Below are 26724 nucleotides of genomic sequence, written 5' to 3' on the forward strand. Positions count from 1 at the left end.
AAATCTCCTATTTAGGTTTATATTGTGGTGGTATAATAGGTTTGTATGTAGATGAATCCGGGATAATTGGAAATGCATTTGATATTTTTCCAGTCTTTCCATCTCGAGTTACACTAAATACATAGCCATTTACATTCACATTTACCATCCTCTCATTTGCAGGCATTTTTAGAAGTGATTCAGCACCTTTTTTCACAGCCTGGATTTGCATACTCACCATTTGCTTATCAGAAATAATTTTAGGGTCATAAACAGTTTTTTGTTGTACTGGTTTATAACTTCCATCTGGTTTACCAGCTCTATCTACTCCGGGAGCCTGATAATTATAAGTTTTTAAACCAGGATATCTAGGATCTATTATAGGTTTACCAATTAATGCTGATCCTGATTTATCTAATGCTTGATTAAATGAGTCAGCGTTATGAGAACCACCAATTGACCCTTTACTATTTCGAGAACCAATCTGTGTATTATGTTCTAGAAGAATTTGCTGCATATTTGATGGAATTGTAGCTGAAACTTTTTCATTAATGACATGAACATCAAAATTAGAAGCATTTCTAGCCTTTTGACTTTCTTCTATATTTGCTTTAATTGTTTCTTTTTGCTTAGCGGCTTCATTCGCTTTTGCTTTTTCTGCCGCTTTCAACTCTTTTTTAAGTTTTACAGCTTCTACTGTAATAGTTGCACCCTTTTTAACTACAGTAACTGAACCAGCACTTAATGCAGCTGAAAGACCATTAAGCGCTGTAGTCATCTCAGCATTACCCATCTTTTCAAATTCCGCTGGGCTGCTACCAACTAAATTACCTTTTGTTATCGTCTTTCCTGTGTCCAATAACTCACCTGGAATATTTTTTACACCTTCCCAAATCGCTGACATTGTTCCCATTGGGTCTTTCGTCAATGCTTCATAAACTTCTTTTGGAACATTAGGTAAATTTTTAATATCATTTATAAATTTTGTTGTCGCCTTTGACTGACCTAACCTATAGGCTTTCTCTTGTGCTGCATCCATTTGTTTATAGGCTGTTACACACTCATCACTCCAGCAACCTAGGTGCTTTATGTCCTGCCAGTATGATGTTTTTTCATCGATCTTTTCCCCATGATCCGATATTGCATCCACAACAGTTGTATTGTCTTTTGCCAATTCAGCTATATTTTGAGCTTGAGTAGAAGCATCTTTGCCATCACCCAGTTGGCCTTTAAATTGATCAATGGTGTCTTGATTATTCTTAACACCTGAATTAAACGCCCAATCTAACGATTTTCCAACCAAATCTGCTGAAGTTTCATTTTTAATCCCTTGACCATGCGCTATTTCATGTCCTGTTGTATTTAAGATTGATGATCTATTTTCATTATTAACATCTAAAACAATTGTATCTGTTTGATGATCATAAGCACCTTTGATATTTAAGAATGAGGTAATTGAAGTTGTGAGAACATTCACATCTTGACCTAAAGCTTGTGCCAATAGCTGGATACTTCCTTTTGTTACTAATAGCCCATCATAATCACCGTTTTTAAACTGCTCTAAAACAGTTGCTGCCTCTGGATGCTTTTGTACGAAATCAAAAGTTCTCGCAGGATTCATCACAATATCGTAAGCTTGTTTGAGATTTTGATCCCCACTTGCTAAAGAAGCCGTTGCAACACCTAAGCTTGTTACACCTGCTGCCGTCATTTTTCCGATAATTTCAGCATTCTGCGGTAAATCCTTCTGCTCTTGAATAATCTGAGCACGACCATTCTCTGTCAGTAAACGATTGTCTACAGTCACTGAACCATTTAATAAACCTGTCACTTGGTCTCGGGTGATTTCTTGAGTATTATTAATATCACGGTTGGTCAGCTCAGTGCTATTTTTCACTGTGCCTTGACCCATTGTCGCTTTAGTTAACTGCTCTTTTTCATTGCCTGTACTTTGTAAACCAACCGTTGTACTACCACTTGGGTGGAATGAACTCTCCTTACTTTCACCTTTGATCGATGTACCCACACTGGTCGATACATTGAAACCACGGTTGCTTTCTGAGCTATGATCTTGAATATCTTTAAGCTCAAGTGCCCCTGTATAATTCAGTTTGCCATGATCTATTAAAGTTCCATCAGCATTCTTATTTACATTGGCAATCACACCACCAATATTACTCACCTTTTGCACACCCATCGCATCGAGGTCTGCATCATTTTGAGCATTGCCGATAAGCAATTTGCTAGTTTCATTCACCCAAGCTTTGTCGTTTTGACCTTTGGCTTGATTATAACTTGCCGTGACATTGCCACCACCTGAACCAATGCCTACACCAACTGAACCACCTTTACTGCTACTGTTGCCTGTTGCTGTATCTTGTAAACTTTCAACATGGATTTGATTGACTTTTATATCGCCACGATCTGCAATACTGACTACTCCACCTTGGATATTTAACTTATTTAAAGATCCAGATACTGTGTTGAGATCAACCGTACTATTTACATTTGTCAGACTTTCATCATGTGATTTCGATGTTTGCTTGCCCACCGATACGCTACCACCACCGCCATAAGTGTAACTCACACTTTGGTTGTTGGTTTTACTGCTGGTATCTTGTTGACTCTGTTCTTTCCCAGCACTTACATTTAAATCTTTGGTACCATCAAAAGTGGTTAAACCTGTTGCTGTGAGACGACTACCTTGAACATTCACGTCTTGATTTTCAGACTTAAGCGTGAGGTTATTTAACTCTAACTGACTGCCTTGCCATTTACCTTGGGTGGTGTTTGTGGTGGTGGTGGTTTCGATACGCTCACCATTTGCACCTATGGTAAAACCATAAGTTGCTGAACTTGCTGCTGCGGTTGCTGCTGCCGAACCTACCGCAATCTGTGCATTGGCAAGATTGGCGGTTGCCAATGCAACATTGGCTTTGGTATCGTTCAAAGCTTCTTTGGTGATTTTTCCTGATGCATAGTCACGCTGTGCCTGACTATATTGATCTTTGGCTTGTTTAACGGCCTCAGCTGCATCTTTGACAGCGCCTACTGCAAGCGCGGCGTCCAAGTATGCATTTCGTACCCCAACTTCAGTACTAATCGTTTCCTTATGCGTCTTATCTTCAACCGTGGTTTTATTTTCATAACCACCAATATTTAAATCACCTCGACCATGATCAATAACAGTATCACCTGTCGCTTTGATATTTTGACCGAGTATGTCTACCCCTTCAGCACCTTGTATTTTAAGGTTTTCAGTCTGGATTGAACCTACTTTATGGGTTATTTCAGTAGTTTTAGTACTTTGCGTGGTATCTTCTGAAACAAAACCACCTAAACGCACGCTATCTTTGTTGAGCTTAACGCCTAATCCTTCAATGGTTTCCTTACTATGTGAAGTGACTGAAATGTTTTGTTCTTCGGCAGCATTCAATGTCACCTTTTGACCTGAAAGGATCGTATTCTTTGCAGTAATATCAGCACTGGTCAGTGTAGTTTGACCTGATGATCCAACATAAACATTGTTCGCTGTTAAATTTGTACCCGTTTGCTTAATTTGCTCTTCACGTTTGCTGTTGGACTCACCCACTGTCAGTTTGGTATCTACTTTAACGCCAGGGAATAAAGATTGAACGCCAGCCAGACCAACTTCGGTGACTTTCATTAACTCTTTAACAACGCCACGATAACCTTTTTGTTGTTCATCCCACTGCTGATCTTGTGTTTCCAGCGTAGTCAGTTTTACATTTTCAGGCATCAATGAACCGTCAGCAGATTTCAATGTCCCATCGACTTGACGTTGCATCAAAGTATTGCCTACAAAAATACTTTGCCCAGCCGTGATATCGTTGGCTTGTAACTCTATATTTTTAGCTGCATTGATATCAATATTTTTTCCAGCAACCAACTGGGTTTGGGAAACTTCTTGATCAATATAACCCTTTTGACGATTGTTATAGGTCGCAAAGTTAGATTTTGAAGATGTTTCGCTTACGCTCTTTTCATTGATTGTTGAGAGTAGGTTGACATTACCTTGTAAAGCTTGAATCTGGATACTATCACCAGCACCTACTTGTAAATGTGTCGCAGTGATATTGCCTTGTTGGCTATTTAAAATAATATTTTTCCCAGCATTTAGCTGATTGGCGATTGAAGTGGTTGTATTCTCATCATAAGTTGATGATTTCTTACTACCAAATGAACCTTTTGAATGAAATTGGCTAGACATAGAACTCAGGTCTAACCCATTCTCAAGTAAAATATTGTTTTGGGCAGAAAGTTGAATACTGCCTTGTTTGCTGTTCAGGTCAACCGCTTTACCACTAATATTTTGGGCATTTATGAGTAACGACCCTTCGCTGCTGATTTGACTGCCTATGTCCTGTTGCTTTTTATACTGGTAACCACTTTTTGAATCAATTTTCAATTGTTCTGTTTGACTTGTGGTTACTGTTCCAATATCAAGATTACCCAAAGTATTGAAGATGGTCGTACCTTGACTATTATTGATTTGCGCAGCTTTTAAGTTGGTATTTCCCGCGACATTTATCAGTAATGTAGTTTGGCTTGGGTCAATCTTGTTCTGACTACCTGAACCAACATAAATTCCCGCCATGCGATCGATATTGGTTTGTGATGAACTAAAACCACCAACTTTCGATTCGGTTGAAAGTGTAGTTGATTCAATATTCAAATTCCCGCCAACCTTCAACGCCATAGACTCTTTGGCACTAATTTGACCACCGATATTGTTCAAATCTTTTTTGGTTTCTATAGCAACTTGATTACCATGAATACGTCCATTTAAATTTTGCACATTATCAGCAGTAATTTGCACTGCTTGGCGTCCAGCAATCGTTGCACCATTGATCAAATCACCATCTAACTTAAACTGAATGGCATCACCAGAAAGTAAGGTACCATCTCCTTTTAAGTCACCCACTCGTGCTTTAACATATACTTGTGGAACAAGGGCTTGAGTCTTTGTGCCATTTGGTAAGATCACAGTTTGTTCAACGAGCCAAACAATATCACTGGTCAACTGCGCAGTTTGAGCAGCAGTTAATGCAATACCAGGACGTAGACCATACAACTTAGCGAAACTTACCCCATTGTTCATGAGTGCTTTATATTGCTCATCATCATTGGCATAACCTTCTAAGAAGCGATAACCAGTTAAGTTCGCAATCTGATCTTGCACTAAACGTTGTTCATATAAGCCATCAGCTAGGCGCTTTTGTTGCAAAGCTGGGTCTAATCCAAGTGCATCCAACATATAGTCAGAAGATAACCAAGTTTTATAATTGGTAAAGCTCGGATCTGTTTCAACAAGATATCCTGCTTTACTGTTTGCATTGACACGATATAAAGCGCTATTTGGAACTTTTATCTCAGTGGATTGTAGCGTTCTTATTTCATATTGTGTTGATTCATCGGCTTCACTAGGTGCATTGGCCTGTTGAGTAAAATTATTAGCTTGTGCTTGACCAGCAGCATCACCTTGTTTTTGCGATGTTTGCCCTACAGAAATATTTAAATCTTTAGACTGTAATGAAGATAAATTTTTCTGTAAATCATTCACTTGACTACTATTATTGACTTGCTTTGTATCATTAAGCTGCTGGTTTCGATCATTCACTTGTCCTGCTTTTGATAAACTTACATTTTCATCAAGCAGATTTGCATTTAAATCTTTTGATTGTTGTGATGGCTGATTGAGTTGACCTGCCTGAGTTTGGATTGTATTCGTTAAATCAGCTGAATGACCCGTTGTTAGGTTTTTGCCATTGACCTGCTCAGCTTGCAATATATTGACATTTACCCCTGAAGCATTTACATCCAAATCTTTTGATTGTAATGAAACTTGAGCCCCTTGACCCTTCTGAGTTTGAATGCTATTGGTGATATCAGATGCCTGACCAGTAGTCAAATTTTGCGCATTGGCATGTTCAACCTTTGATACCGTGACTTGTGACCCTGACACATTTAAATCCAAATCTTTAGACTGCAATGATGATTGGTTTTGCTGTCCTGTTTGAGATTGTGTGCTGTTTGATATATTCTCAGCTTGTTTTACAGTTAAATTCTCGCCTTGAGAGTTTTGAGCTTGCTCAATTTGGGTTGAATTATGAGTCTCTTTTAATCCATTTAGATTGGTCTGCTGAGTTTGACTTGATTGAGTTTTATCTCCACTTTGATTATTAGATACCAAAGTTGTCACAATTTGATTTTGGTTTAGCTTCTGGTTGCCCAAAGCTTGACTGACCGCTAAATCAAATGTATCTGTTTGAGTATTTGTAAAAGATTTATTTTTGGTTTTACGCTTCTTCTTCCCCCAACTGTTATATACAATTTCAGATAAACGCTGTGTACCAGTTGCTACAACCTTTCTAATACCTTTAGTATCCTCAAGATCACCAGATGTGATACTACCGCCCAAATTAGAAAGCACGCCACCTGCCAAGATTTGGCTTTTATCATTGAGGACTTGAGCACCATCGAGATTTAAAGCACCACCCGCTTTAATTTGACCAGGTGCGGATTCCATGACTCGCGTCTCAGAAGTCACTTGGCTATAAGTATATTTGGCCCAATCTTCCTTTTTATCTTTTCTTGCAATAAGTACCCCATCAAATGTTTTCCAATCACCCTGATAAAATTTTTCAAGATTATCCTTGCGCTCAATTTCAACCAGTTGGGTCTTAAAGTTCTTATTAATATTGTTGATTTGCTTCGCTGACAAACGCATATTGCCTAAGGATTCAATGGTCGCACTTTCATTATTGATTACTAAAGCTTGCCCAACAGTCTTGTCATTGGTATCTAATCCACCACCGAGATATAAGTTACCAGCACTAAAAATCAGTGATTGGCTTGCATAGTCAGCTGTGTTTGCCAAGTTATTCAAAACTTGAACACCTAGATGCATATCTCCACGAGAGGCAATCACTGGCGCAACACCAGCACTATTAGGTTGATTATTTAAAGTATTTGCATTGATCGCAAGCGTTGTTCCATAAATACGTCCCGTACCTTGATTGTTGAGTGTATTCGCTTGTAGGCGAGTATAATCACCATTGATCAATCCGGTATTATTCAACTCATTTTGTGCAGTCAATCGGGTTTCATGACTTTCAATTTTAGCATCAACCATATTGCCAATATTGACGGCATTTATATCCAGTCGATTACCTGAATTGATCGTTCCATAGTTAATCACATTGCCTTGAGTAATCAGACTTAAGTTTTGATTGGCTTGTAATTGAGCACCTACACTATGAGTATAGCTCTCTTTTAAGTTCACTTGAGCATCGCCCAAACTTAAAACTTTGCCATCCCCTGAAAGGGATTTCGCTGTCAAATTCAGTCCAGTGCCTGATAAAATTTGCCCTTTTAAGTTATTAATTTCCAGTTGATCGCCCACAATGATCAGTTGTTTTTCACTGCTGATTTGACCTGACTGATTATTCAATATTTGACGAATATTCAGATTTTGGTTACCACTACTACGGATAGCACCTGTTTGGTTATTTAAAATATTAGTCGTGATATTTAAATTATTTGCATCAATCCCCTGAATTGATGTGTCAGTTGGACTGGTTGTCAGGGTATTTTGATTATCGAATTGTTGTGTGGTGATATTTAAGTCACCTACTGCCATGATATGACTATCAGCATCACTTGGCTTTAACTTACCATTGTTATTAATCCGATCAATATTGAGTGTCATTCCCCCCATAGACAACAATTGTCCAGACTGATTATCCAGTAGTTGGTTTTGTCCTGTTCCCCAAATATTTAATTGTTTCCCTGCGAGTATTGTGCCTTGTTGATTCAATACTTGATTGACTTGGATACCTAGCTCTTTAGCACTTGCGAGATATCCCTGTGAATTATTCAACGTTTCAACATTACTTAGCTGTATATCACCTTGACTCAGTATGCCTCCTTGTTGACCACTATTAGTGTTTACAAGATCCTGATTGTGAGTATCAATCTGGATGGTTTGCTGAGCCTGAATCAACCCTTGATTATTGTTTAATCGTCCAGAGTCAATTTTAATACTTTCAGAACTTAACGTTCCCTGACTGTTATCCAGTAGCTGCCCTTGGCTATTGAGTTGTAGTAAATTTTTACTATTGATTTGCCCCTGAGCGTTATTCACACCATTCGCGACAATATTGATCCCTTGACCAGCTTGGATTAGCCCTTGTTGATTTTCAAGACGTAATTGTCCTGCATCCAATTGAATCTGTCCTTGAACACTGCCGATTTGTCCTGCATTGTTATTCAGTCCCTGACTCTTTAAGCTCAGTTGTTGGTTTGAAGCAATTACACCACTTTGGTTATTGATCTCTTTTACCGTGCTGATCGCTAAATCTGCTTGGCTATTGATCTGTCCTTTGTTGCTGTTATCGACTTGGCCTGCATTGAGCGTTAACGCTTTGCCTGACAACACCACGCCTGCCTGATTGCTCAATAAGCCACTGCCTGCATTCAGATCAACATCACCCTGCGCACTTCCGATCTGACCTCGGTTGTTATTTAAACCTTGGCTGTTGAGTTTTAACCCCAAATCCGCTGCAATTAAACCTTCTAGGTTGTTGATCGCCTGTTGGCTAGTCAGTTGTAAGTGTCCCTGACTGTTCATTTGCCCAGACTGGTTATCTACACTTTGTGCTGTAACACTCAAGTCTTTCTTCGCTTGGATTGTACCCGACTGATTGGTCAAGGCACCTTGTCCAGCTTGAACAATCACCTGATCTTGTAAGCTGCCGATCTGTCCTTGAGTATTGTTGAGCCCTTCGTCTTTCACCTGTAATAATCCATTGGCGATCAGTTGACCCGTCTGGTTATTAATCTCAGCTTGGCTCAGAATGTTAAGCTGGCCCTGTGCGGTAATTTGACCTTGTGCACTGTTATCAATACTTTGGGCTATGATCTGCTGGTCTGCTCCACTGTGAATTTGACCGGTCTGGTTGCTTAATGCGCCACCCAACTTAAGACTTAGATTCGACTTCTCGCCTGTCTGGATCAATCCTGACTGGTTACTTAAGTCATTTGCTGTAATCTCTAATTGACCATTTGAAGCAATTTGACCGCCATCATTATGAAGATCACCCTGACTATCAATATTGAGTGTATTTAATGCACTAATTACTCCGCTGTTCGTTAGACCACTACTGCTGATATTAAGTGTCTTAGCTGACTGAATTTGCCCTGTAAGGTTGTCTAGACCTTTCTGACCAGTCTGAATCTTCAAATCTCCCTGTTCAGTACCAATCTGACCGTTATTATTGTTTAAACCTTGACTACTTAAATTTATATTTTGTTTCGCAACCATGATGCCTGCTGCATTGTTTATGTCTTGCACACTGGTAATACGAAGATCACCCTGAGTACTGATTAAACCCTGCTGGCTATTCTCTAATTGCTGGGCATCAATCTGCGTGTCACCACCACTGATCAATTGCCCTGATTGGCTATTGTCCAATTTGCCAATCAGTTTAAAACTTAGGTCTCGACCACTTTGTAATAATCCATCCTGATTATTGAGATCTTGGCCTGTTAAATTCAGGCTTTCACCTGAGATCACTTGCCCTTTATGATTGTTTAACCAGTGTTGTTCTAAGACCAGATTCTCTTGGGTCGCGATTAAACCTGACTGGTTATCAATCCCTTGTGCCTTCACACTCAGGTCTTGTTTAGACTGCAGTTTGCCTTGTTGGTTGCTAATTACACCTTGACCAGCATCTACCTTCAGTGTGCTTTCAACACTGCCGATTTGACCCGCATTATTATTTAAGCCCTGACTATTAAGCTGCACCGATTGATTTGCAATGATCTGTCCTGCATTGTTATCAATCTCTTGTTGAATCTGTGCTTGTATCGATCCTTGCGCATTGATTAAACCTGACTGACTATGTAAGCGTTCTGCTTTGATCGCAATGTCTTTCGCTGATTGTAGTGATCCCGATTGATTACTCAGTAATCCTGTACCTGCATCAATGGTCAAGTGTTCTTTGATACTGGCAATTTGACCTTGGTCATTGTTCAGTCCATGACTTTGAATGGTCACCGCATCATTAGCAACAATCTGACCCGCACTGTTGTCTATGCCTTGGTCAATGCTGAGTTCAATACTCTTCTCTGAACTGATCTTACCCAAATGGCTATTTAATTCTTGAGCCTTAAGCTGAATATCATTCTGTGCCTGTATCACACCAGAATTGTTATCAATAGCACCTGAACCACTATCGACTACAACGCCTGCATGAATACTGCCGATCTGTCCTGCATTGTTATTCAACCCTTGGCTCTTTAAGCTCAGTTGTTGGTTTGAAGCAATTACACCACTTTGGTTATTGATCTCTTTTACCGTGCTGATCGCTAAATCTGCTTGGCTATTGATCTGTCCTTTGTTGCTGTTATCGACTTGGCCTGCATTGAGCGTTAACGCTTTGCCTGACAACACCACGCCTGCCTGATTGCTCAATAAGCCACTGCCTGCATTCAGATCAACATCACCCTGCGCACTTCCGATCTGACCTCGGTTGTTATTTAAACCTTGGCTGTTGAGTTTTAACCCCAAATCCGCTGCAATTAAACCTTCTAGGTTGTTGATCGCCTGTTGGCTGTTCAGTTGCAGTTGGCCCTGACTGTTCATTTGACCAGACTGGTTATCTACACTTGGTGCTGTAACACTTAAGTCTTTCTTCGCTTGGATTGTACCCGACTGGTTGGTCAATGCGCCTTGTCCAGATTGAACTATCACCTGATCTTGTAAGCTGCCGATCTGTCCTTGGGTATTGTTGAGCCCTTCGCCTTTAACCTGTAATAATCCATTGGCAATCAGTTGACCCGTCTGGTTATTAATCTCAGCTTGGCTCAGAATGTTAAGCTGGCCCTGTGCCGTCATTTGACCTTGTGCACTGTTATCAATACTTTGCGCTGTGATCTGCTGGTCTGCTCCACTGTGGATTTGACCGGTCTGGTTGCTTAATGCGCCACCCAACTTAAGACTTAGATTCGACTCCTCTCCTGTCTGGATCAATCCTGTCTGGTTACTTAAGTCATTTGCTGTAATCTCTAATTGACCATTTGAAGCAATTTGACCGCCATCATTACTGAGATCACCATCACTCACTAACTCGACTTTGCCTAAACTATTCAGTGTTCCTTTATTGTTGTTCAGCCCCGTACTCTGTACGTTTAAATCACCTGTCGATTGTAGCGTACCAGATTGGTTAAGCAGTGCGCCCTTGCCTGTGCTGATCGTCACCTGTTCTTTGACACTGCCAAGTTGGCCTTGGCTATTGTCTAATCCTTGACTCTGAATTTCGACAAACTTGTTGGCGGCAATGATACCCGCATTGTTATTGACGTCTTGCTGAGTCCTAATGCTCAAGCTGCCTTGCGCATTGATTAAACCCTGCTGGCTATTCTCTAATTGCTGGGCATCTATCTGCGTGTCACCGCCACTAATCAGCTGCCCTGATTGGCTATTGTCTAGTTTGCCAATCAGTTTAAAACTTAAGTCTCGACCGCTTTGTAATAATCCACCCTGATTATTGAAATCTTGGCCTGTTAAATTCAGGCTTTCACCTGAGATCACTTGCCCTTTATTATTTTTTAACCAGTGTTGTTCTAAGACCAGATTCTCTTGGGTCGCGATTAAACCTGACTGGTTATCAATCCCTTGTGCCTTCACACTCAGGTCTTGTTTAGACTGCAGTTTGCCTTGTTGGTTGCTAATTACACCTTGACCAGCATCTACCTTCAGTGTGCTTTCAACACTGCCGATTTGACCCGCATTATTATTTAAGCCCTGACTGTTGAGCTGCACTGATTGATTTGCAATGATCTGTCCTGCATTGTTCTCAATCTCTTGTTGAATCTGTGCTTGTATCGAGCCTTGCGCATTGATTAAACCTGACTGACTATGTAAGCGCTCTGCTTTGATTTCAATGTCTTTCGCTGATTGCAGTGATCCTGATTGGTTACTCAGTAATCCTGTACCGGCATCAATGGTCAAGTGTTCTTTGATACTGGCAATTTGACCTTGGTCATTGTTCAATCCATGACTTTGAATGGTCACCGCATCATTAGCAACAATCTGACCCGCACTGTTGTCTATAGCTTGGTCAATGCTGAGTTCAATACTCTTCTCTGAACTGATCTTACCCAAATGGCTATTTAATTCTTGAGCCTTAAGCTGAATATCATTCTGTGCCTGTATCACACCAGAATTGTTATCAATAGCACCTGAACCACTATCGACTACAACGCCTGCATGAATACTGCCGATCTGTCCTGCATTGTTATTCAACCCTTGGCTCTTTAAGCTCAGTTGTTGGTTTGAAGCAATTACACCACTTTGGTTATTGATCTCTTTTACCGTGCTGATCGCTAAATCTGCTTGGCTATTGATCTGTCCTTTGTTGCTGTTATCGACTTGGCCTGCATTGAGCGTTAACGCTTTGCCTGACAACACCACGCCTGCCTGATTGCTCAATAAGCCACTGCCTGCATTCAGATCAACATCACCCTGCGCACTTCCGATCTGACCTCGGTTGTTATTTAAACCTTGGCTGTTGAGTTTTAACCCCAAATCCGCTGCAATTAAACCTTCTAGGTTGTTGATCGCCTGTTGGCTGTTCAGTTGCAACTGGCCTTGACTGTTCATTTGACCAGACTGGTTATCTACACTTTGTGCTGTAACACTTAAGTCTTTCTTCGCTTGGATTGTACCCGACTGGTTGGTCAATGCGCCTTGTCCAGATTGAACTATCACCTGATCTTGTAAGCTGCCGATCTGTCCTTGAGTATTGTTGAGCCCTTCGCCTTTAACCTGTAATAATCCATTGGCAATCAGTTTACCCATCTGGTTATTAATCTCAGCTTGGCTCTGAATGTTAAGCTGTCCCTGTGCCGTCATTTGACCCTGTGCACTGTTATCAATACTTTGCGCTGTGATCTGCTGGTCTGCTCCACTGTGGATTTGACCCGTCTGGTTGCTTAATGCGCCACCCAACTTAAGACTTAGATTCGACTCCTCTCCTGTCTGGATCAATCCTGTCTGGTTACTTAAGTCATTTGCTGTAATCTCTAACTGACCATTTGAAGCAATTTGACCGCCATCATTACTGAGATCACCATCACTCACTAAGCTGACTTTGCCTAAACTATTCAATGTTCCTTTATTGTTGTTCAGCCCCGTACTCTGTACGTTTAAATCACCTGTCGATTGTAGCGTACCAGATTGGTTAAGCAATGCGCCCTTGCCTGTATTGATCGTCACCTGTTCTTTGACACTGCCAAGTTGGCCTTGGCTATTATCTAGTCCTTGACTCTGAATTTCGACAAACTTGTTGGCGGCAATGATACCCGCATTGTTATTGACGTCTTGCTGAGTCCTAATGCTCAAGCTGCCTTGCGCATTGATTAAACCCTGCTGGCTATTCTCTAATTGCTGGGCATCTATCTGCGTGTCACCGCCACTAATCAGCTGCCCTGATTGGCTATTGTCTAGTTTGCCAATCAGTTTAAAACTTAAGTCTCGACCGCTTTGTAATAATCCACCCTGATTATTGAAATCTTGACCTGTTAAATTCAGGCTTTCACCTGAGATCACTTGCCCTTTATGATTGTTTAACCAGTGTTGTTCTAAGACCAGATTCTCTTGGGTCGCGATTAAACCTGACTGGTTATCAATCCCTTGTGCCTTCACACTCAGGTCTTGTTTAGACTGCAGTTTGCCTTGTTGGTTGCTAATTACACCTTGACCAGCATCTACCTTCAGTGTGCTTTCAACACTGCCGATTTGACCCGCATTATTATTTAAGCCCTGACTATTAAGCTGCACCGATTGATTTGCAATGATCTGTCCTGCATTGTTATCAATCTCTTGTTGAATCTGTGCTTGTATCGATCCTTGCGCATTGATTAAACCTGACTGACTATGTAAGCGTTCTGCTTTGATCGCAATGTCTTTCGCTGATTGTAGTGATCCCGATTGATTACTCAGTAATCCTGTACCGGCATCTAAATCTAATCTGCCCTGTACAGAACTGATTTGACCTTCACTATTATCAATACCCTGAGATTGAATTTGAACATCGGCATTTGCTGCAATTTGCCCAGTTTGATTGTTAACCTGTAACTGGCTATTTAATTTAAGATTTTGTTGAACATTGATTTGACCTTGCGTATGGTTATCAAGCGAACCTGCCTGAATATTGGCATTATTACCTACATAAATTTTACCTGAATGACTATTGTCTAAAAGCCCTTTAACCTTAAGGTTGAGATCCTGTCCCTGTGCTGTACTAAGTGTTCCACCCTGATTATTTAAAGCCCCCGTATCCATACTCAATACTGTCTGGCTTTGGATAAAACCCAACTGATTATTCAGTTGTTGCTGTATCGCTAAAGTCAAAGGGCTCTGCTTACCACGCTGGATAAGCTGTCCTTGCTGATGATTTAATTGATTCGCTTTCAGAATAATGTGTTCAGCTGAAGTTACACCCTGACTTAAATCAAGAATTCCTGCTTGTAATTGTAATTGACCATTACTGAGTATTTTTCCTTGATTACCCTGTAACTGATCAACCTGAATATCGAGTTGTCCTGTTCCTGCATGGATAAGTTGCCCTGCAGTATTATTTAATGATGTCGTGTTGAGATTGACCTGTGCTGCATTACTACGAATCTCACCTGACTGGTTATTTAGGATCTGACTAAAATTCAAATCCAACTGATCAGTTCCAGTGTGTAAGATATGACCTTGACTATTATCTAAACTATTGGCATTTAGCTTAAGGTCTTTAGCACTTAAAATACCTTGCTGATTATTAATAACATCATGACTATTCAATGATAAGTGTTCTGCAATCACCTGAGCTGAATGCGTCGAGATATTGCCTAACTGACTACTTAATTCAATATTTTTGGATTGAAGTTGCCCTTTACTCGCATCAATGTGATTTTGACTTTGCACATTAAGATTTTCACCTGCAAAGCTTTGTCCATGTAGTTCCACCTGATCTGCAATAATCTTAAGATCGCCTGTTGTACCTAGTTTACCTTGGCGGTCCAACCCTGCTGCAATTAAACCAGACTGTTGATGTTGCAAGGTTTGGCTCTTGAGCTGAATTTCCTGTCCTGCGCTCAAAGATCCGGTATTTTGTAAGTTTTGCCCTATGATATTCAGATTTTGATCGGCATAAATACTGCCACTGTTATTCAACTGTTGATGTTCAAATTCAATATTATTAGCTTGAATCTGCCCTTGATTATTATCAAATTGAATGGCACTACTGATTAGGTTTTGTTTTACAACAATGGATCCTAGAGTATTATCGACTGAACCATGTTTTTGCTGAACATTTTCAGCTAGAATTTGACCTGAGTTGTTATTTAAGTTTTGGCTATTCAGATTCAGCTGAGTTTTCGCTTGAATAATACCTGATGCGTTATCTAGTGCTTGTTGTACGTCTAGACCAATATCTTGTTGCTCAGAATAGAGTAGGCCAGATTGATTATTAACTTGTCCTGCCTGAATGCTCAGTTGTTGTCCGCTCGCAATTTTTCCTTCACTATTGTTTAATGCGTCGTTGATATTAATATCAACTTGATCAACTGCTTGAATGGCGCCTTTGTTATTATTCGCACTTGTTGATTGAACCTTTAAGCTTTTATTGACTGCAATCTGACCTGATTGATTACTCAAGATTGTGCTGAGAATATCTGCCTGTTGAACTGTTAATTGACCTTGATCATTATTAAAGTTTTCGCCCTGAACTTTAATATGACCTAGATTCAGCTTACCCTCTTGATTCGCCAAAATATTATTGGTATCCAAATCAATTACACCACGGGCAATAATCGCGCCTTGATCATTATTCAACTGTTCCTTGACATGGATATAACCCTTATCATAGTCTTTTGGAACATTTGTTGTAGAACTGTCCTTGGCAATCTCAACACTGCCACCATCTTGAGCTGGATTGTTCGGTTTTACTGCAGTTGAACCTGAACCACTTGTTTCACCTGCACTTCCTTGATTATTAACATCAGTGTCACCTGAGGTTGCTGAATTTTTAGCAAGACCAATTCTGCCGCCAGTATTACTTATTGAGCCTGAGATTAAATCTAGTGATTGCGCCCCAGTCTGCTCAATTGAGCCACTGTTTTTTAAGCTCTCGGCATCCAGCACAATACGTGCCGCGTTTAATATTCCTGCATTGGTTAAAGTTTTTTGTTGGTTTAAATACAGTTCATCTGCACTGCTGATTAAACCTGAGTTATCCAAATTTTGGCTATCTACTTTAACTTGTGAGGTAGCACTACTGATATTTCCTGTATTTTTAATATTTTCTGCATTTAATTGCAGTTGATCTTTATTGGCGATCATATTGCCTGTATTGATTAAGTCACCATTGGCATTTAAATGCATTTGACCTGTCGTAGCATTGAGTGACCCGGCATTACGCACTCCTAAACCTTTTTCAGTACCGACCAAATAGATTTTCCCAGCATACATCCCACCTAATTTTCCAACATCAAGGGCAAAGCTCGGTGTAGGTGAAGATGGGGTACTTGTTGTTGCACTAATTTTTGCTGAGTTTGGATCTTGAACATTGATGTCGTTTTGACCCAACACGGTTTTTAGCTCATTGGCATATAGACCCGCATTGACATTTAAAGCACGTGCATAAATATCGGTATAAGGGGTTAAGCTTCCATTTAAGCCTTTCCCTTCAATCGTAACTTGCCCTTCACGTACTCGGAATGAATCAAGATAACCTTGATGCATTACTGCTTGACCCGTGGTTAAGGTAAAACGATCTGCGTTAATCACCCCACAGCCATCACAGACCAAACCAGATGGATTGGCAATCACCACTTGCGCTTGTTTACCCGCAACCTCCAAATAGCCCTTTAATTGACTCGGATTACTGCTGTTCACTTCATTCAGGATGACCTTGGCTTCACCTTTGGCGAGCCATGGATTACCTTGTACCCAGCCACCCAATTGGGTTTGGGTATTATTTCGTGCATTATTTAAAATCGCACCTTCCTGCCCCACATCAAATTGGCTATAGGTATTGCGAGAGACACCACCGGCACTTGGGGTTTGAATATTGACTTGGGTCAAGCCATTGCTGCTGTTGAGAATGGTGGCTTGTTGTGAGTTTGGTGCTGATCGATCTGCCACAATTTGACTTTCAGCAATCGTCGCCATCGGCAAGGTGTAAATTGCTGCACCCAATAGGCTCACCACAGCAAAATTAACAGGATTGAGTTTTTTATAAGTGATTGAAGATGCTCCCGTGACATCCTCTATCTCGATTTCACCAACAGCATGTGATTGCCCCGCTGTTTTGGTACGGCTTTTTACAATCTCAGCAACCGCAATAAACATGCCACGTGCTTGGCTAAAAATAACGCGATAACGATTCTTATTCATAATGTTTTACCTAAATGTTTTAATATTTTTTCAAGATTGAATGTTGCATATGGACATTGAATGTAATGGATTAATACATCCAGTTCAGGCTAAATCCTGTCGTCACATTGTCTGTTTTAAAGTGGTCTGGTTTTTTTAACGGCGTCCCAACAAAAACGTCATAATTGACCGATTTTAAGACTTGCCCACGTAATCCAAAGGCAGCACCCATTAAACTTGTTCCCAGCAATGGATTTGGCTCATGTGCGGTTTTACCCCCCACTTCACCATAGTCAATTCCGATGTACCATTGCATCGGAAGCTTAAACATCGAGCCACTGATTTCATTACGCACTAAAAATCCATTATCTGCCAATAAGGTCTGTTCACCATCAAACCCTCTTACCGTATAGCGATTCCCAATCGAGAATCGATCTTGTGGGGTCAGGGGTTTTTTACTATATTGTGTTCGCCATTCAGCGAGATACTGTAGCGATTGATTACCGACTTTAAATGGCACTTGCAGACCGGCATTGGCTTGTAAAATACCGACATGAGTATAAGCTTCGCCAAACTCTTCTTCAGGTGCATGCATTGCATTAAATGCACCTGTGCCTCGTTTATAGGTTAAATTGCCTGTTAAAGTCGCATTGGCTAGATATTCTATATGATCCAGACTGGCTTTCCAGCCACCAGTTTTTCGACGTTGTACTTCAATTTCTACATCATTGATAAAGTTTTGTGATTCCCGATACCAGCCTCCTACACTGGCTGTAGTTTTTCGTTTGGCATCACGATAAAGTACCCGAGATAAATCAGCCCCGATCAGTTTGCTTTTGCCGCTATAGTTATAGCTTTGGCTATCACCTGCAACCGTTTGGTTATAATCAGACTGACTATAACTGGTGCTAAGTAACCAATATTTGAGTGGAATGCTATAACTTAAGTAATAGCCATCTGTACCTCGTTTACCTTGATCTCCTCCGCCCAAATCATGGTTATAACTACCATAAAACAGGTCATTTGCAGTAAACAGATGGTCTAAAGATAAGGTTGCTGTACCTTGATACTTCCCAGTTGAATCTGAGCCTGCATCATCAACACCTAAATGAATCCGGTAGGGTTTTGTTTGTTGCCATGCCAGTTCTAAATCACTATAGCCAGGTTGATTACGTTGTTCTGAGGGCTTGATTTTAAAGTCTGCCTCAACAGTCGGCACACGTTTAAAGTTTTCTAAGCCTTGTTCAATATCCCGAATATTTAAAATATCCCCAGAGCGAACAGGCAAGGCATTAAATTTATGAGCACGCTTTGACGTTCCTTGAACAAATTGAATTTGATCTACCTTCCCAGCAATCACTTGTAGTTTAATCTCGCCCGAAGCAATATTTTGTTGAGGGAGCAGCATGCGGGTGGTGACATAACCATGACTAATAATACTGTTTTGAATCAGATCTAAGGCTTGGTTTAAGCCTTGTACCCCAATACATCGGCCAATGAGATTATGTTCACCTTGCGTGACAGAGCGCATAGCAAAAGTAAATTGATGCGCATCCTCTCCCATCAACACAAATTTTTTAATTTCAAAACATACATCTTCACTGTTTGATTTTAGATAGTGCAGTTGTGTTTGGGTTTGAAGTTGTTTTTCTAATCCCGTTTGCACTATAGCTTCGGGCTGTAATTGCTTTTGTAATGCTTCATCACGTTGTTGCTGGCGCTGAACAGCATCTAATTCTAACTCTGGACGCGGCTGTGGTTCTGCAGCTTGTATTGTTGTTGCTAAAATGGTAAAAAAAACACTCAAAGTAAGTTTATTAAATTTAAAATTCATATTGAAGTTAGTGTAAGATAATTTTATTAAATTATTACCAATTGGTATAGTTATGTAAACAAAAAATAAATAATCAACGCATTAATTCAAATATACGATTGATTTATAAAAAGTTTATAATTTACAAATAAAACATATTAAAAACACACTATATCTAGATTTTCAACATTTTTTTGGTTATATCAATTCAAAGTATAAACAGCATCATCTGTTTTAAATCCCCCAATCTTGACCTATCAACGGAAAGGTCATATTTGGGGGATAGATCAAAAACATGAAATGGTATTAACTTAGCATTTTGATCGTATCGGCTTTCGTTTTATGCTACAGGCTTGATGTTTTCTTTGCTCTAATTCTCTCGAATGAAAGCCTGAAGATAACAACAAGTACACTTGGCTTTAATTATTTTACAAGCATTAAAGAAATTCTAAATTTCTATGCCTAAATTAAAGAAACCAACTTTGTGTTCAATGGTTTGTAATTTTTGAATTAATAGAAAGCCACCATCTTTAATCAAGATTTAAAACCTTGCTCAAAATAGGTAACTTTTTTATTTTTCAAAATTAATAACTAACCAAGTCTGAATAGTGCCCCTTTATCTCATTAAGCGTTTTAATTTCATAAGGTAAACCCACATAGTTTTCAGCCAATGTAGTTAAACCCGCATGTGAGTCTAAAATATAACTCAATTCAGCCTGCTTAATTTTATGATCAAACTCACTTTCCGTTTCAAAACGATGCAATAAATGCGTCATCCACCATGAAAAACGTTCTGCTTTCCACACACGTTTTAAGCATTTTTCAGAATATTCCTCGATGCCTTGTTCTGAACCATTGAGATAAAATTCAATAAAGGCATTTGACAAATAAGCGATATCAGATGCAGCTAAATTTAAACCTTTTGCTCCTGTTGGCGGAACGATATGCGCCGCATCACCAGCTAGAAATAGTTTGCCAAATCGCATCGGCTCAGTCACAAAACTGCGTAAAGGTGCGATACTTTTTTCAATTGAAGTGCCTGTAACTAAATTTTTACGACTTTCTTCATCAAGGCGATTTTTTAATTCATCCCAAAATCGTTCGTCAGACCATTCATCAACATGATCTGTCACAGGAACTTGCAAATAATATCGGCTACGGGTTTTTGAACGCATACTACATAAAGCAAAACCACGCTCTGACTGCACATAGATCAACTCATCTGAAACAGGTGGAACATCTGCAAGTACCCCCAACCAACCGAATGGATAAATCTTTTCAAAAGTTTTGATTTTATCTTGTGGCACACTTGCACGACAGATCCCATGATAGCCATCACAGCCTGCAATAAAATCACATCTAAGTTGGTAGGTTTGACCATTTTGCTGAAAGCTAACATACGGGTTTTGCTCAAAATCATGAATTTGCACATGCTCAGCTTCATAGTATGTGCGTAAACCTGCCGCTTCACGTGCATGCATTAAATCTTTGGTGACTTCCGTTTGTCCATAAACCGTAACTTGTTTACCCTGAGTTAACTCAGATAAATCCACACGATGTTTCAAGCCATTGGTTAAAATTTCAATACCATCATGCGCTAAGCCAAACTTCTTGAGGTTTTCATCCACACCCGCTTGCTTCAATAAATCAACCGATACTTGTTCAAGTATCCCTGCTCGAATACGTGCAGCTACATATTCAGCACTACGTTGCTCAATGAGCACATGCGAGATACCCGCTTTAAACAACAGTTGTCCAAGCAATAGCCCGGCTGGACCTGAACCAATAATCGCAACTTGTGTGGTTAAATTTTCCATAACATTTTCTCCATATCCTGACTATTAAATTAATTTTTTTGATCTATTTTTGATATGGTGAAAACTGGATAATCACCGTATAGTGGCAGTAATGACCGTATATCGGCCATAAAATCATAATCGGGAAGGGATGAACGATGAGATACGATTTAATTGAGAACGAAGTTTCAGGTGAAACCATTAAGCAAGATGATTACATCGCTGGACTGGCCAAAGGACTAAGTTTACTTGAAGCCTTTGGGGTTGATCGCCAAAAACTCAATTCGACCCAAATTGCAGAACGCACTGGATTGAGCCGTACAGCGGCACGAAGATATTTACGAACTTTAAAATATTTAGGTTATTTAGAAACTGATGACCACTATTTTTGGTTAACTCACAAAGTATTACGCTTATCGAGCTCCTATTTAAGTTCTGCACATTTGCCTAAAGTTGTGCAACCTATTCTCAATCTGTTAAGCGCACAAACCAGTCTAACTTTTTCACTGGTGGTTTTAGATGAACATGAAGTCGTTCCGATTGCCCGAAGCTACTTACCTCAACACGATAATTTGCGCTTAAGCCCTTATGGGATGCATTTGGGCAATCGTTTGCCTGCACATGCAACTTCAACAGGCAAGGTTTTATTGGCAGCATTAAATTTAGAAGAACAAAAACACTGGGTAAATAACTATAGTTTGAAACGCCTCACCGCTTATACCATTCAAGATGAAGCTCAGTTTTACCAAGTATTGGCAGAAATTCAAAAACAAGATTATTGTTTATCAAAAGAACAACATGAATTAGGGGTTATTGCCATTGCAGTCCCCGTATTAAATGCACAAGGCAAAGCAGTCGCTGCATTAAACTGTATTGCACAAACATATCGGGTCACTGAAGAACAACTGATTCAGCAGGTCTTACCATTACTAAGAAATACAGCTTATGAATTGAGAAGTATGGTTTAAAATTATTCCAAAAACTTTTTTATGAATACCGAAATTACTAAATACCTTTTTTATTTTAGAAATAGCTGGCTTTTATGTAAAAAGGCAGCAGATTAGGGAACAATGGTTCAATTCGACCTATTCTACCAAAATCATTCACCGTATTATTATCATATTTATTTTCTGAAACTTGAGTTAATTCAAAAATATTCATTACTGTTTATAGTGGTAACTGCTCCCGATAAAGGATGAATCTTCACATATGCTAAGTTTTACACATTCAATTGAGCTGTCTAAAGCACTTTTTGAAAACCTCCATGTAGATTTTTTAAAGTGGAGTGAATTTTATAAGTATGTTGTGGATTAAGATTCAATTTACGCAATGGTCCTTTAGGTGCTTGAGTTTTAGGAACAATATTTTAGCTGCTTTTAGTATAGTACCCGTACATCCTATAGTTATGAGTAGCGCTATTGTTAAAACGGCTACCACACCAATTTTTAGTAGTTTGCGCATATTTATAGTCTTACTCTTTTGACCAATATACTCATCATTCGCTTTATCATAGTGCACTGAGGGTGTTCTTAGGCGGATTCATCTAAGCTTGATAGTGCCTATAAACTCACATCATCAAGCCTCAAGCATTCATAATTGAAAAAACACCCGAAGGTGCTTTTTAAAAATCAGATACTATTTAATCGCCTGCGCATAACGGTCACTAACTTTCTGCCAATTCACAACTGACCAAAATGCTTTGGTATAGTCAGCTCTGCGATTTTGATATTTTAAATAATACGCATGTTCCCAAACATCCAAACCAAGTAAAGGCTTGCCTTTGACTTCAGCAATATCCATTAGTGGATTATCTTGATTTGGGGTAGAACTTACATCCAGCTTACCTTCTGGTGTCACAATCAACCAAGCCCAGCCTGAGCCAAAACGTCCTGTGGCAGCTTCATTAAATTTTTTCTGGAAATTTTCAAATGAGCCAAAGTCATTATTAATTTGTTTTAACAATGCTGCTGAAGGTTTTCCTGATTTGGATACGGGGGTTAAGCTTTCCCAGAAAAAAGCATGGTTGAAATGTCCACCACCATTGTTGCGAACTGCTGCGTTATACTTTGAAATTTGAGCTTGGATGGCTTCAATATTTAATTTATCTAAAGCAGGATAGTTCTTAATTTGTGCATTTAAATTATCAACATAAGCTTTATGGTGCTTGCCGAAATGGATCTCCATGGTTGTTTGATCAATTGCCGGCTCTAGTGCATTAACACTATAAGGTAATGGTGCTTGCTTGAATTCAGCGTTCGCAGAAAAACTCAGCCCTGCGATTACCGCAACGACTAAGGTTTTTAAACTTTTATTCATCAGACTTCCACTTAAATGATAATACAAATCATTTACACGCTATAGGTATTCGCTCTTATTGTCAAATCTTAATAACCTTCTTATTCAGATATGTATAAAAATCAGAACATAAAAAACACCTGAAGAAAGCTTTTTATTTGAAAGTATTTTCACCAATGTTAAAGTAATGTTTACGCAAAGATTTAGTTTATAAAAGCCTAAAATTCGAGCTTGAATCAAGAAAAATTAAACATATATAAAACTTATTAAATTTATCTCATGAATTAGTAGAAAACTCCCTTCTAATCGCCTTTTTAAACTATACTCAGAGGCCTACAACATTCTATATTTTTATCTAAGCTTCAATAATCTTTATCTGGCCTAATCTATATTATCAGATTTTATTTTACTCGTTGCCTAGAGTATTAAAATAAATAGTTTAATTCTCACCATGAAATTGAAAAAATTTTTTGATTAACGACATGTGTGATCTTAACGCTATAACCTGCACTTTTAAATTCTTTTGTCAAAGCATCAATTTCAGATAAACTAATACCACTTGCAATATATTCATTAGCAAATTTTTCTCCACGACCAGCATTGGCTATAATATTATTGATCAAGTTACTTTTAAGTTGATATAGAGAATCATCCTGAGATGAATCTGAGATTTTCTTTGCCTCATAGGCCGGAATTATGATCATAACTTTATCTCATCTAATCAAATACAATCTATATCCAGATGACATCAAGAAGAATTTATGAGTGCCAAATAAATACTTATAAAATATATATTAGAAAAAAATACCCATGCTTTGGGGAAAGATGGGTATATAAACTTAACAAAGCGTTTTTCTTAACTTTAATAATATAGACTAAACAAAATTATTTCAATTTTATTTAAATTTAAATACATGTTTTAGAAACCATTTCTGATTAAAGTACATAAAAATTTACTTATGAGCGTATTGAGAGGTTAAATTTCAATAAATTTGTTCATAAATAAAGAGCGGTTTAGTTTGTTAAATATTTATTAGCTAAATATCCAATAAAAATTAGATAAATCCAAATCCTAAAAATTCCTGTTTTTATTTAGTGTATTAAATTACATGATTTATTTACATTTTTTAATATTAAACTTATATCTATTATTTTAAAAAACTCATATTTTACTCGATTAAACAAAAAAATATAAATTAATTTAATTATCTCTTAAAATAATTTACTAATCCAACAATCTGGGAATATCTTCAATTTTAAAATCAGCATCATATTTTCTTTTAATAAGGTAAACCAACTCATCAAACATGTTCTGATAATTCTCTGCCCTATTCTGAGCACTTATAACATGTTGTGTGGAGTCAATAACGATCGCAAGTAATTGCTCATTCTCAGAACAAAGGCTGCTTATTTCTTTTTCTGCTTTTTCCAAAGCTTTGATGAGTTGCTCTTTATTCATTTTTTCAACACTCAAATTTTATAACGTAGATAATTTTTTAAATTTTACCTCACATTTCAAGAGCTTTTATTTGCTAAATATTTAATAAATAAAATTTATAACAAAAAAATCCTCCTCTAGATAGAGATAAATATATTTTTATTTATTCAATCATTTTTAATTATAAAAATTTTTAATTCAAGGTTTTAAAAACTATGAATTTTAATAAAATAATTTAATTCTTTTGAATACTAGATTTCCCTCATAGATCCAATAAATTTTCATTACGCAAGTTAGAAGCTCATTTCTCTAGAGTATTTTTCTTAATAAATCCAACTAATCTAGCTTAGGTCAAAATGAGTGATGAATGTCTGATGGCTAATATTATCAAAACATATCCTGATCTAATTATTTTAATAGATAATGCTTATTGAACATTTGCAGATAACTTTAAATCTTTGTTTGCAGTTTACCCTGACAATACCATCTTGATTTATTCTTTCGCTAAATATTTTAGTGCAAATGGATAGAGACTTGGAGTCATTGCCTCGAATAATCATAATATTTTAGATAAGAATGTGCGGTACTATCTACTAAGCACAAAAATGAACTAGAACTATATTACTCATCCCTCACCACAGATCCATCTATTATGAAGTTTATCGACTGCCTTCTTGCCGATAGACGAAAATGTTGCATTAAATTACACGGCTGAATTATCCACACCTCAACAAGTTCAAATGGTTCTCTTTGCCTTATTTAATATGATAGAAGCTCCAAAGCTATAAAAAGCAGTGAAATCGCTAGTTCGAGAACGTGATGCGGCCCTTTATAGACTCCTTGGCGTTCAAACTCCACAAGCTCCGAATGCAGTTGATTACTCTACCTTGGTCAATTTAGAAAATACCTCACAAAAACTATATGGTGATGCGTTTGCTGATTGGCTGAGGAAAAATAAGATTCCAACAGAATTACTCTTCCGAGTTGCTGATGAAACAGGTTTAGTACTGCTTCTGGGTTCAGTTTTTGGAGTTTAATATCCTTCTGCCGATGTCTCGCTAACCAATTTAAAGGAATTCCAATATGCAGTAATCAGAGCTTCATTACGAAAATTTGCTGAAGTAGCCTATCAGGAATATAAAAAAGTCAGCAATAAGAATAAATAAGTATTGATAGCTTAATGATTTTTTTTAAAAGAAAAAGATCGCATTAATACGATCTTTTTTGTTTATGAATGAATAGCCAAGTTAAACTCTTTTACCTGTAGCTATCAAATCTCATAACAGTATTCAAACAGTCTTAATTTTGCACTTTACATTTTATTGCTTGTGCTGGAGTAATATTGGTTGCTGAAACTAATTGAGTAGAATCAAAACCTTCTGTTTCCTCTATAAATAAATGATAGTTTTTAATTTGAATCGTTGCCTGTCCTTCATATTGGCAATACCCTTTTTTAATATTGTTTGGTAATTTAAACGTCTTTTTTGCGACATCAAAGTTGCTAAAGCAAAACCATACATCTCGGGTATCACCTTTTGGACGTGGAATGAGTGTAGCTGATGTTTTGTTGGGTTCAAAGCAAATATCATCGCCCATATAATCCAAATATTCAGGGTCTAAATTACGTGAAAATTTTCCAGTTAAAGTGGCTAGTCCCTGATAATTTTTAAAACCAGACTCGGTATTTTTGTATTTGAAGCTTTGTGCTTGTACAAATACTGGCAATATCCCTAAGGCGATCACTAAAATTTTTTTCATCATCATCCTAATCTACATTTTATAAAGTACTAAATTTTCAGTAATCTTACCCAATCTCAACAAATAAAAAAACTACTTAGACATCTATTACAACTACCTTTTACTCAACAATTTGACTTGTTCAATTTGTTGCGTGGTTACTATGAATTTTAGACAATCGTCAGTAAAAATATATAGAAAATAGATTTTAAAT

The 26724-nt window shown here is 38.3% G+C and carries 8 protein-coding genes and 1 pseudogene; 2 read left to right on the plus strand and 7 right to left on the minus strand.

The genetic code is table 11. The features are described from left to right. Nucleotides 1-7: 7 nt before the first annotated feature. From AC4CUY_RS16040 to pobA, 3 genes are all read right to left on the minus strand, one after another. Entirely contained in the window at nt 8-17452 is a 17445-nt protein-coding gene (locus AC4CUY_RS16040) for a filamentous hemagglutinin N-terminal domain-containing protein (protein ID WP_490774409.1), read from the minus strand. 70 nt (nt 17453-17522) lie between these two features. After that, nucleotides 17523-19265 (minus strand): ShlB/FhaC/HecB family hemolysin secretion/activation protein, encoded by a 1743-nt coding sequence (locus AC4CUY_RS16045; protein ID WP_490774410.1) that lies wholly within the window; start codon nt 19263-19265, stop codon nt 17523-17525. 563 nt (nt 19266-19828) lie between these two features. After that, on the minus strand, nt 19829-21061 hold the full coding sequence (gene pobA / locus AC4CUY_RS16050) for a 4-hydroxybenzoate 3-monooxygenase (RefSeq protein WP_490774411.1): 1233 nt from the start codon (nt 21059-21061) through the stop codon (nt 19829-19831). Nucleotides 21062-21198: 137 nt separating this feature from the next. Here pobA and AC4CUY_RS16055 point away from each other — a divergent pair, with 137 nt between their 5' ends. Further along, nucleotides 21199-22008 carry an IclR family transcriptional regulator domain-containing protein gene (locus AC4CUY_RS16055; RefSeq protein ID WP_336952000.1) on the plus strand — a complete coding sequence of 270 codons (810 nt, stop codon included), beginning with the start codon at nt 21199-21201 and terminating at the stop codon, nt 22006-22008. Between the two features lie 667 nt (nt 22009-22675). Here the strand turns inward: AC4CUY_RS16055 and AC4CUY_RS16060 are convergent. The 3 genes from AC4CUY_RS16060 to AC4CUY_RS16070 all read right to left on the minus strand — a co-directional run bounded on the left by AC4CUY_RS16060 (nt 22676) and on the right by AC4CUY_RS16070 (nt 24794). Continuing rightward, nucleotides 22676-23356, minus strand: coding sequence for a superoxide dismutase (locus AC4CUY_RS16060; RefSeq protein ID WP_490774412.1), 681 nt, complete (start codon nt 23354-23356; stop codon nt 22676-22678). A gap of 425 nt (nt 23357-23781) precedes the next feature. Next, nucleotides 23782-24039: a hypothetical protein gene (locus AC4CUY_RS16065; protein WP_336952002.1), complete on the minus strand. Its 258-nt coding sequence runs from the start codon at nt 24037-24039 to the stop codon at nt 23782-23784. Nucleotides 24040-24560: 521 nt separating this feature from the next. After that, entirely contained in the window at nt 24561-24794 is a 234-nt protein-coding gene (locus AC4CUY_RS16070) for a hypothetical protein (protein WP_336952003.1), read from the minus strand. A 263-nt stretch (nt 24795-25057) separates the two neighbouring features. On the opposite strand from AC4CUY_RS16070, the pseudogene AC4CUY_RS16075 reads away from it, so the two are divergent. Then, nucleotides 25058-25939, plus strand: a pseudogene (locus tag AC4CUY_RS16075) (aminotransferase class I/II-fold pyridoxal phosphate-dependent enzyme); the annotation flags it as partial. Between the two features lie 133 nt (nt 25940-26072). On the opposite strand, the gene AC4CUY_RS16080 reads toward AC4CUY_RS16075, so the two are convergent. Then, entirely contained in the window at nt 26073-26531 is a 459-nt protein-coding gene (locus tag AC4CUY_RS16080; protein WP_336952004.1) for a hypothetical protein, read from the minus strand. Between the last annotated feature and the right edge of the window lie 193 nt (nt 26532-26724).

Source organism: Acinetobacter sp. 778_lipA (genome assembly GCF_058242985.1).

Bases quoted from the DNA above. Each gene is read 5' to 3' on its own strand.
- AC4CUY_RS16040 (WP_490774409.1), bottom strand. From the start codon at position 17,452: ATGAATAAGAATCGTTATCGCGTTATTTTTAGCCAAGCACGTGGCATG.
- AC4CUY_RS16045 (WP_490774410.1), bottom strand. From the start codon at position 19,265: ATGAATTTTAAATTTAATAAACTTACTTTGAGTGTTTTTTTTACCATT.
- pobA (WP_490774411.1), bottom strand. From the start codon at position 21,061: ATGGAAAATTTAACCACACAAGTTGCGATTATTGGTTCAGGTCCAGCC.
- AC4CUY_RS16055 (WP_336952000.1), top strand. From the start codon at position 21,199: ATGAGATACGATTTAATTGAGAACGAAGTTTCAGGTGAAACCATTAAG.
- AC4CUY_RS16060 (WP_490774412.1), bottom strand. From the start codon at position 23,356: ATGAATAAAAGTTTAAAAACCTTAGTCGTTGCGGTAATCGCAGGGCTG.
- AC4CUY_RS16065 (WP_336952002.1), bottom strand. From the start codon at position 24,039: ATGATCATAATTCCGGCCTATGAGGCAAAGAAAATCTCAGATTCATCT.
- AC4CUY_RS16070 (WP_336952003.1), bottom strand. From the start codon at position 24,794: ATGAATAAAGAGCAACTCATCAAAGCTTTGGAAAAAGCAGAAAAAGAA.
- AC4CUY_RS16080 (WP_336952004.1), bottom strand. From the start codon at position 26,531: ATGAAAAAAATTTTAGTGATCGCCTTAGGGATATTGCCAGTATTTGTA.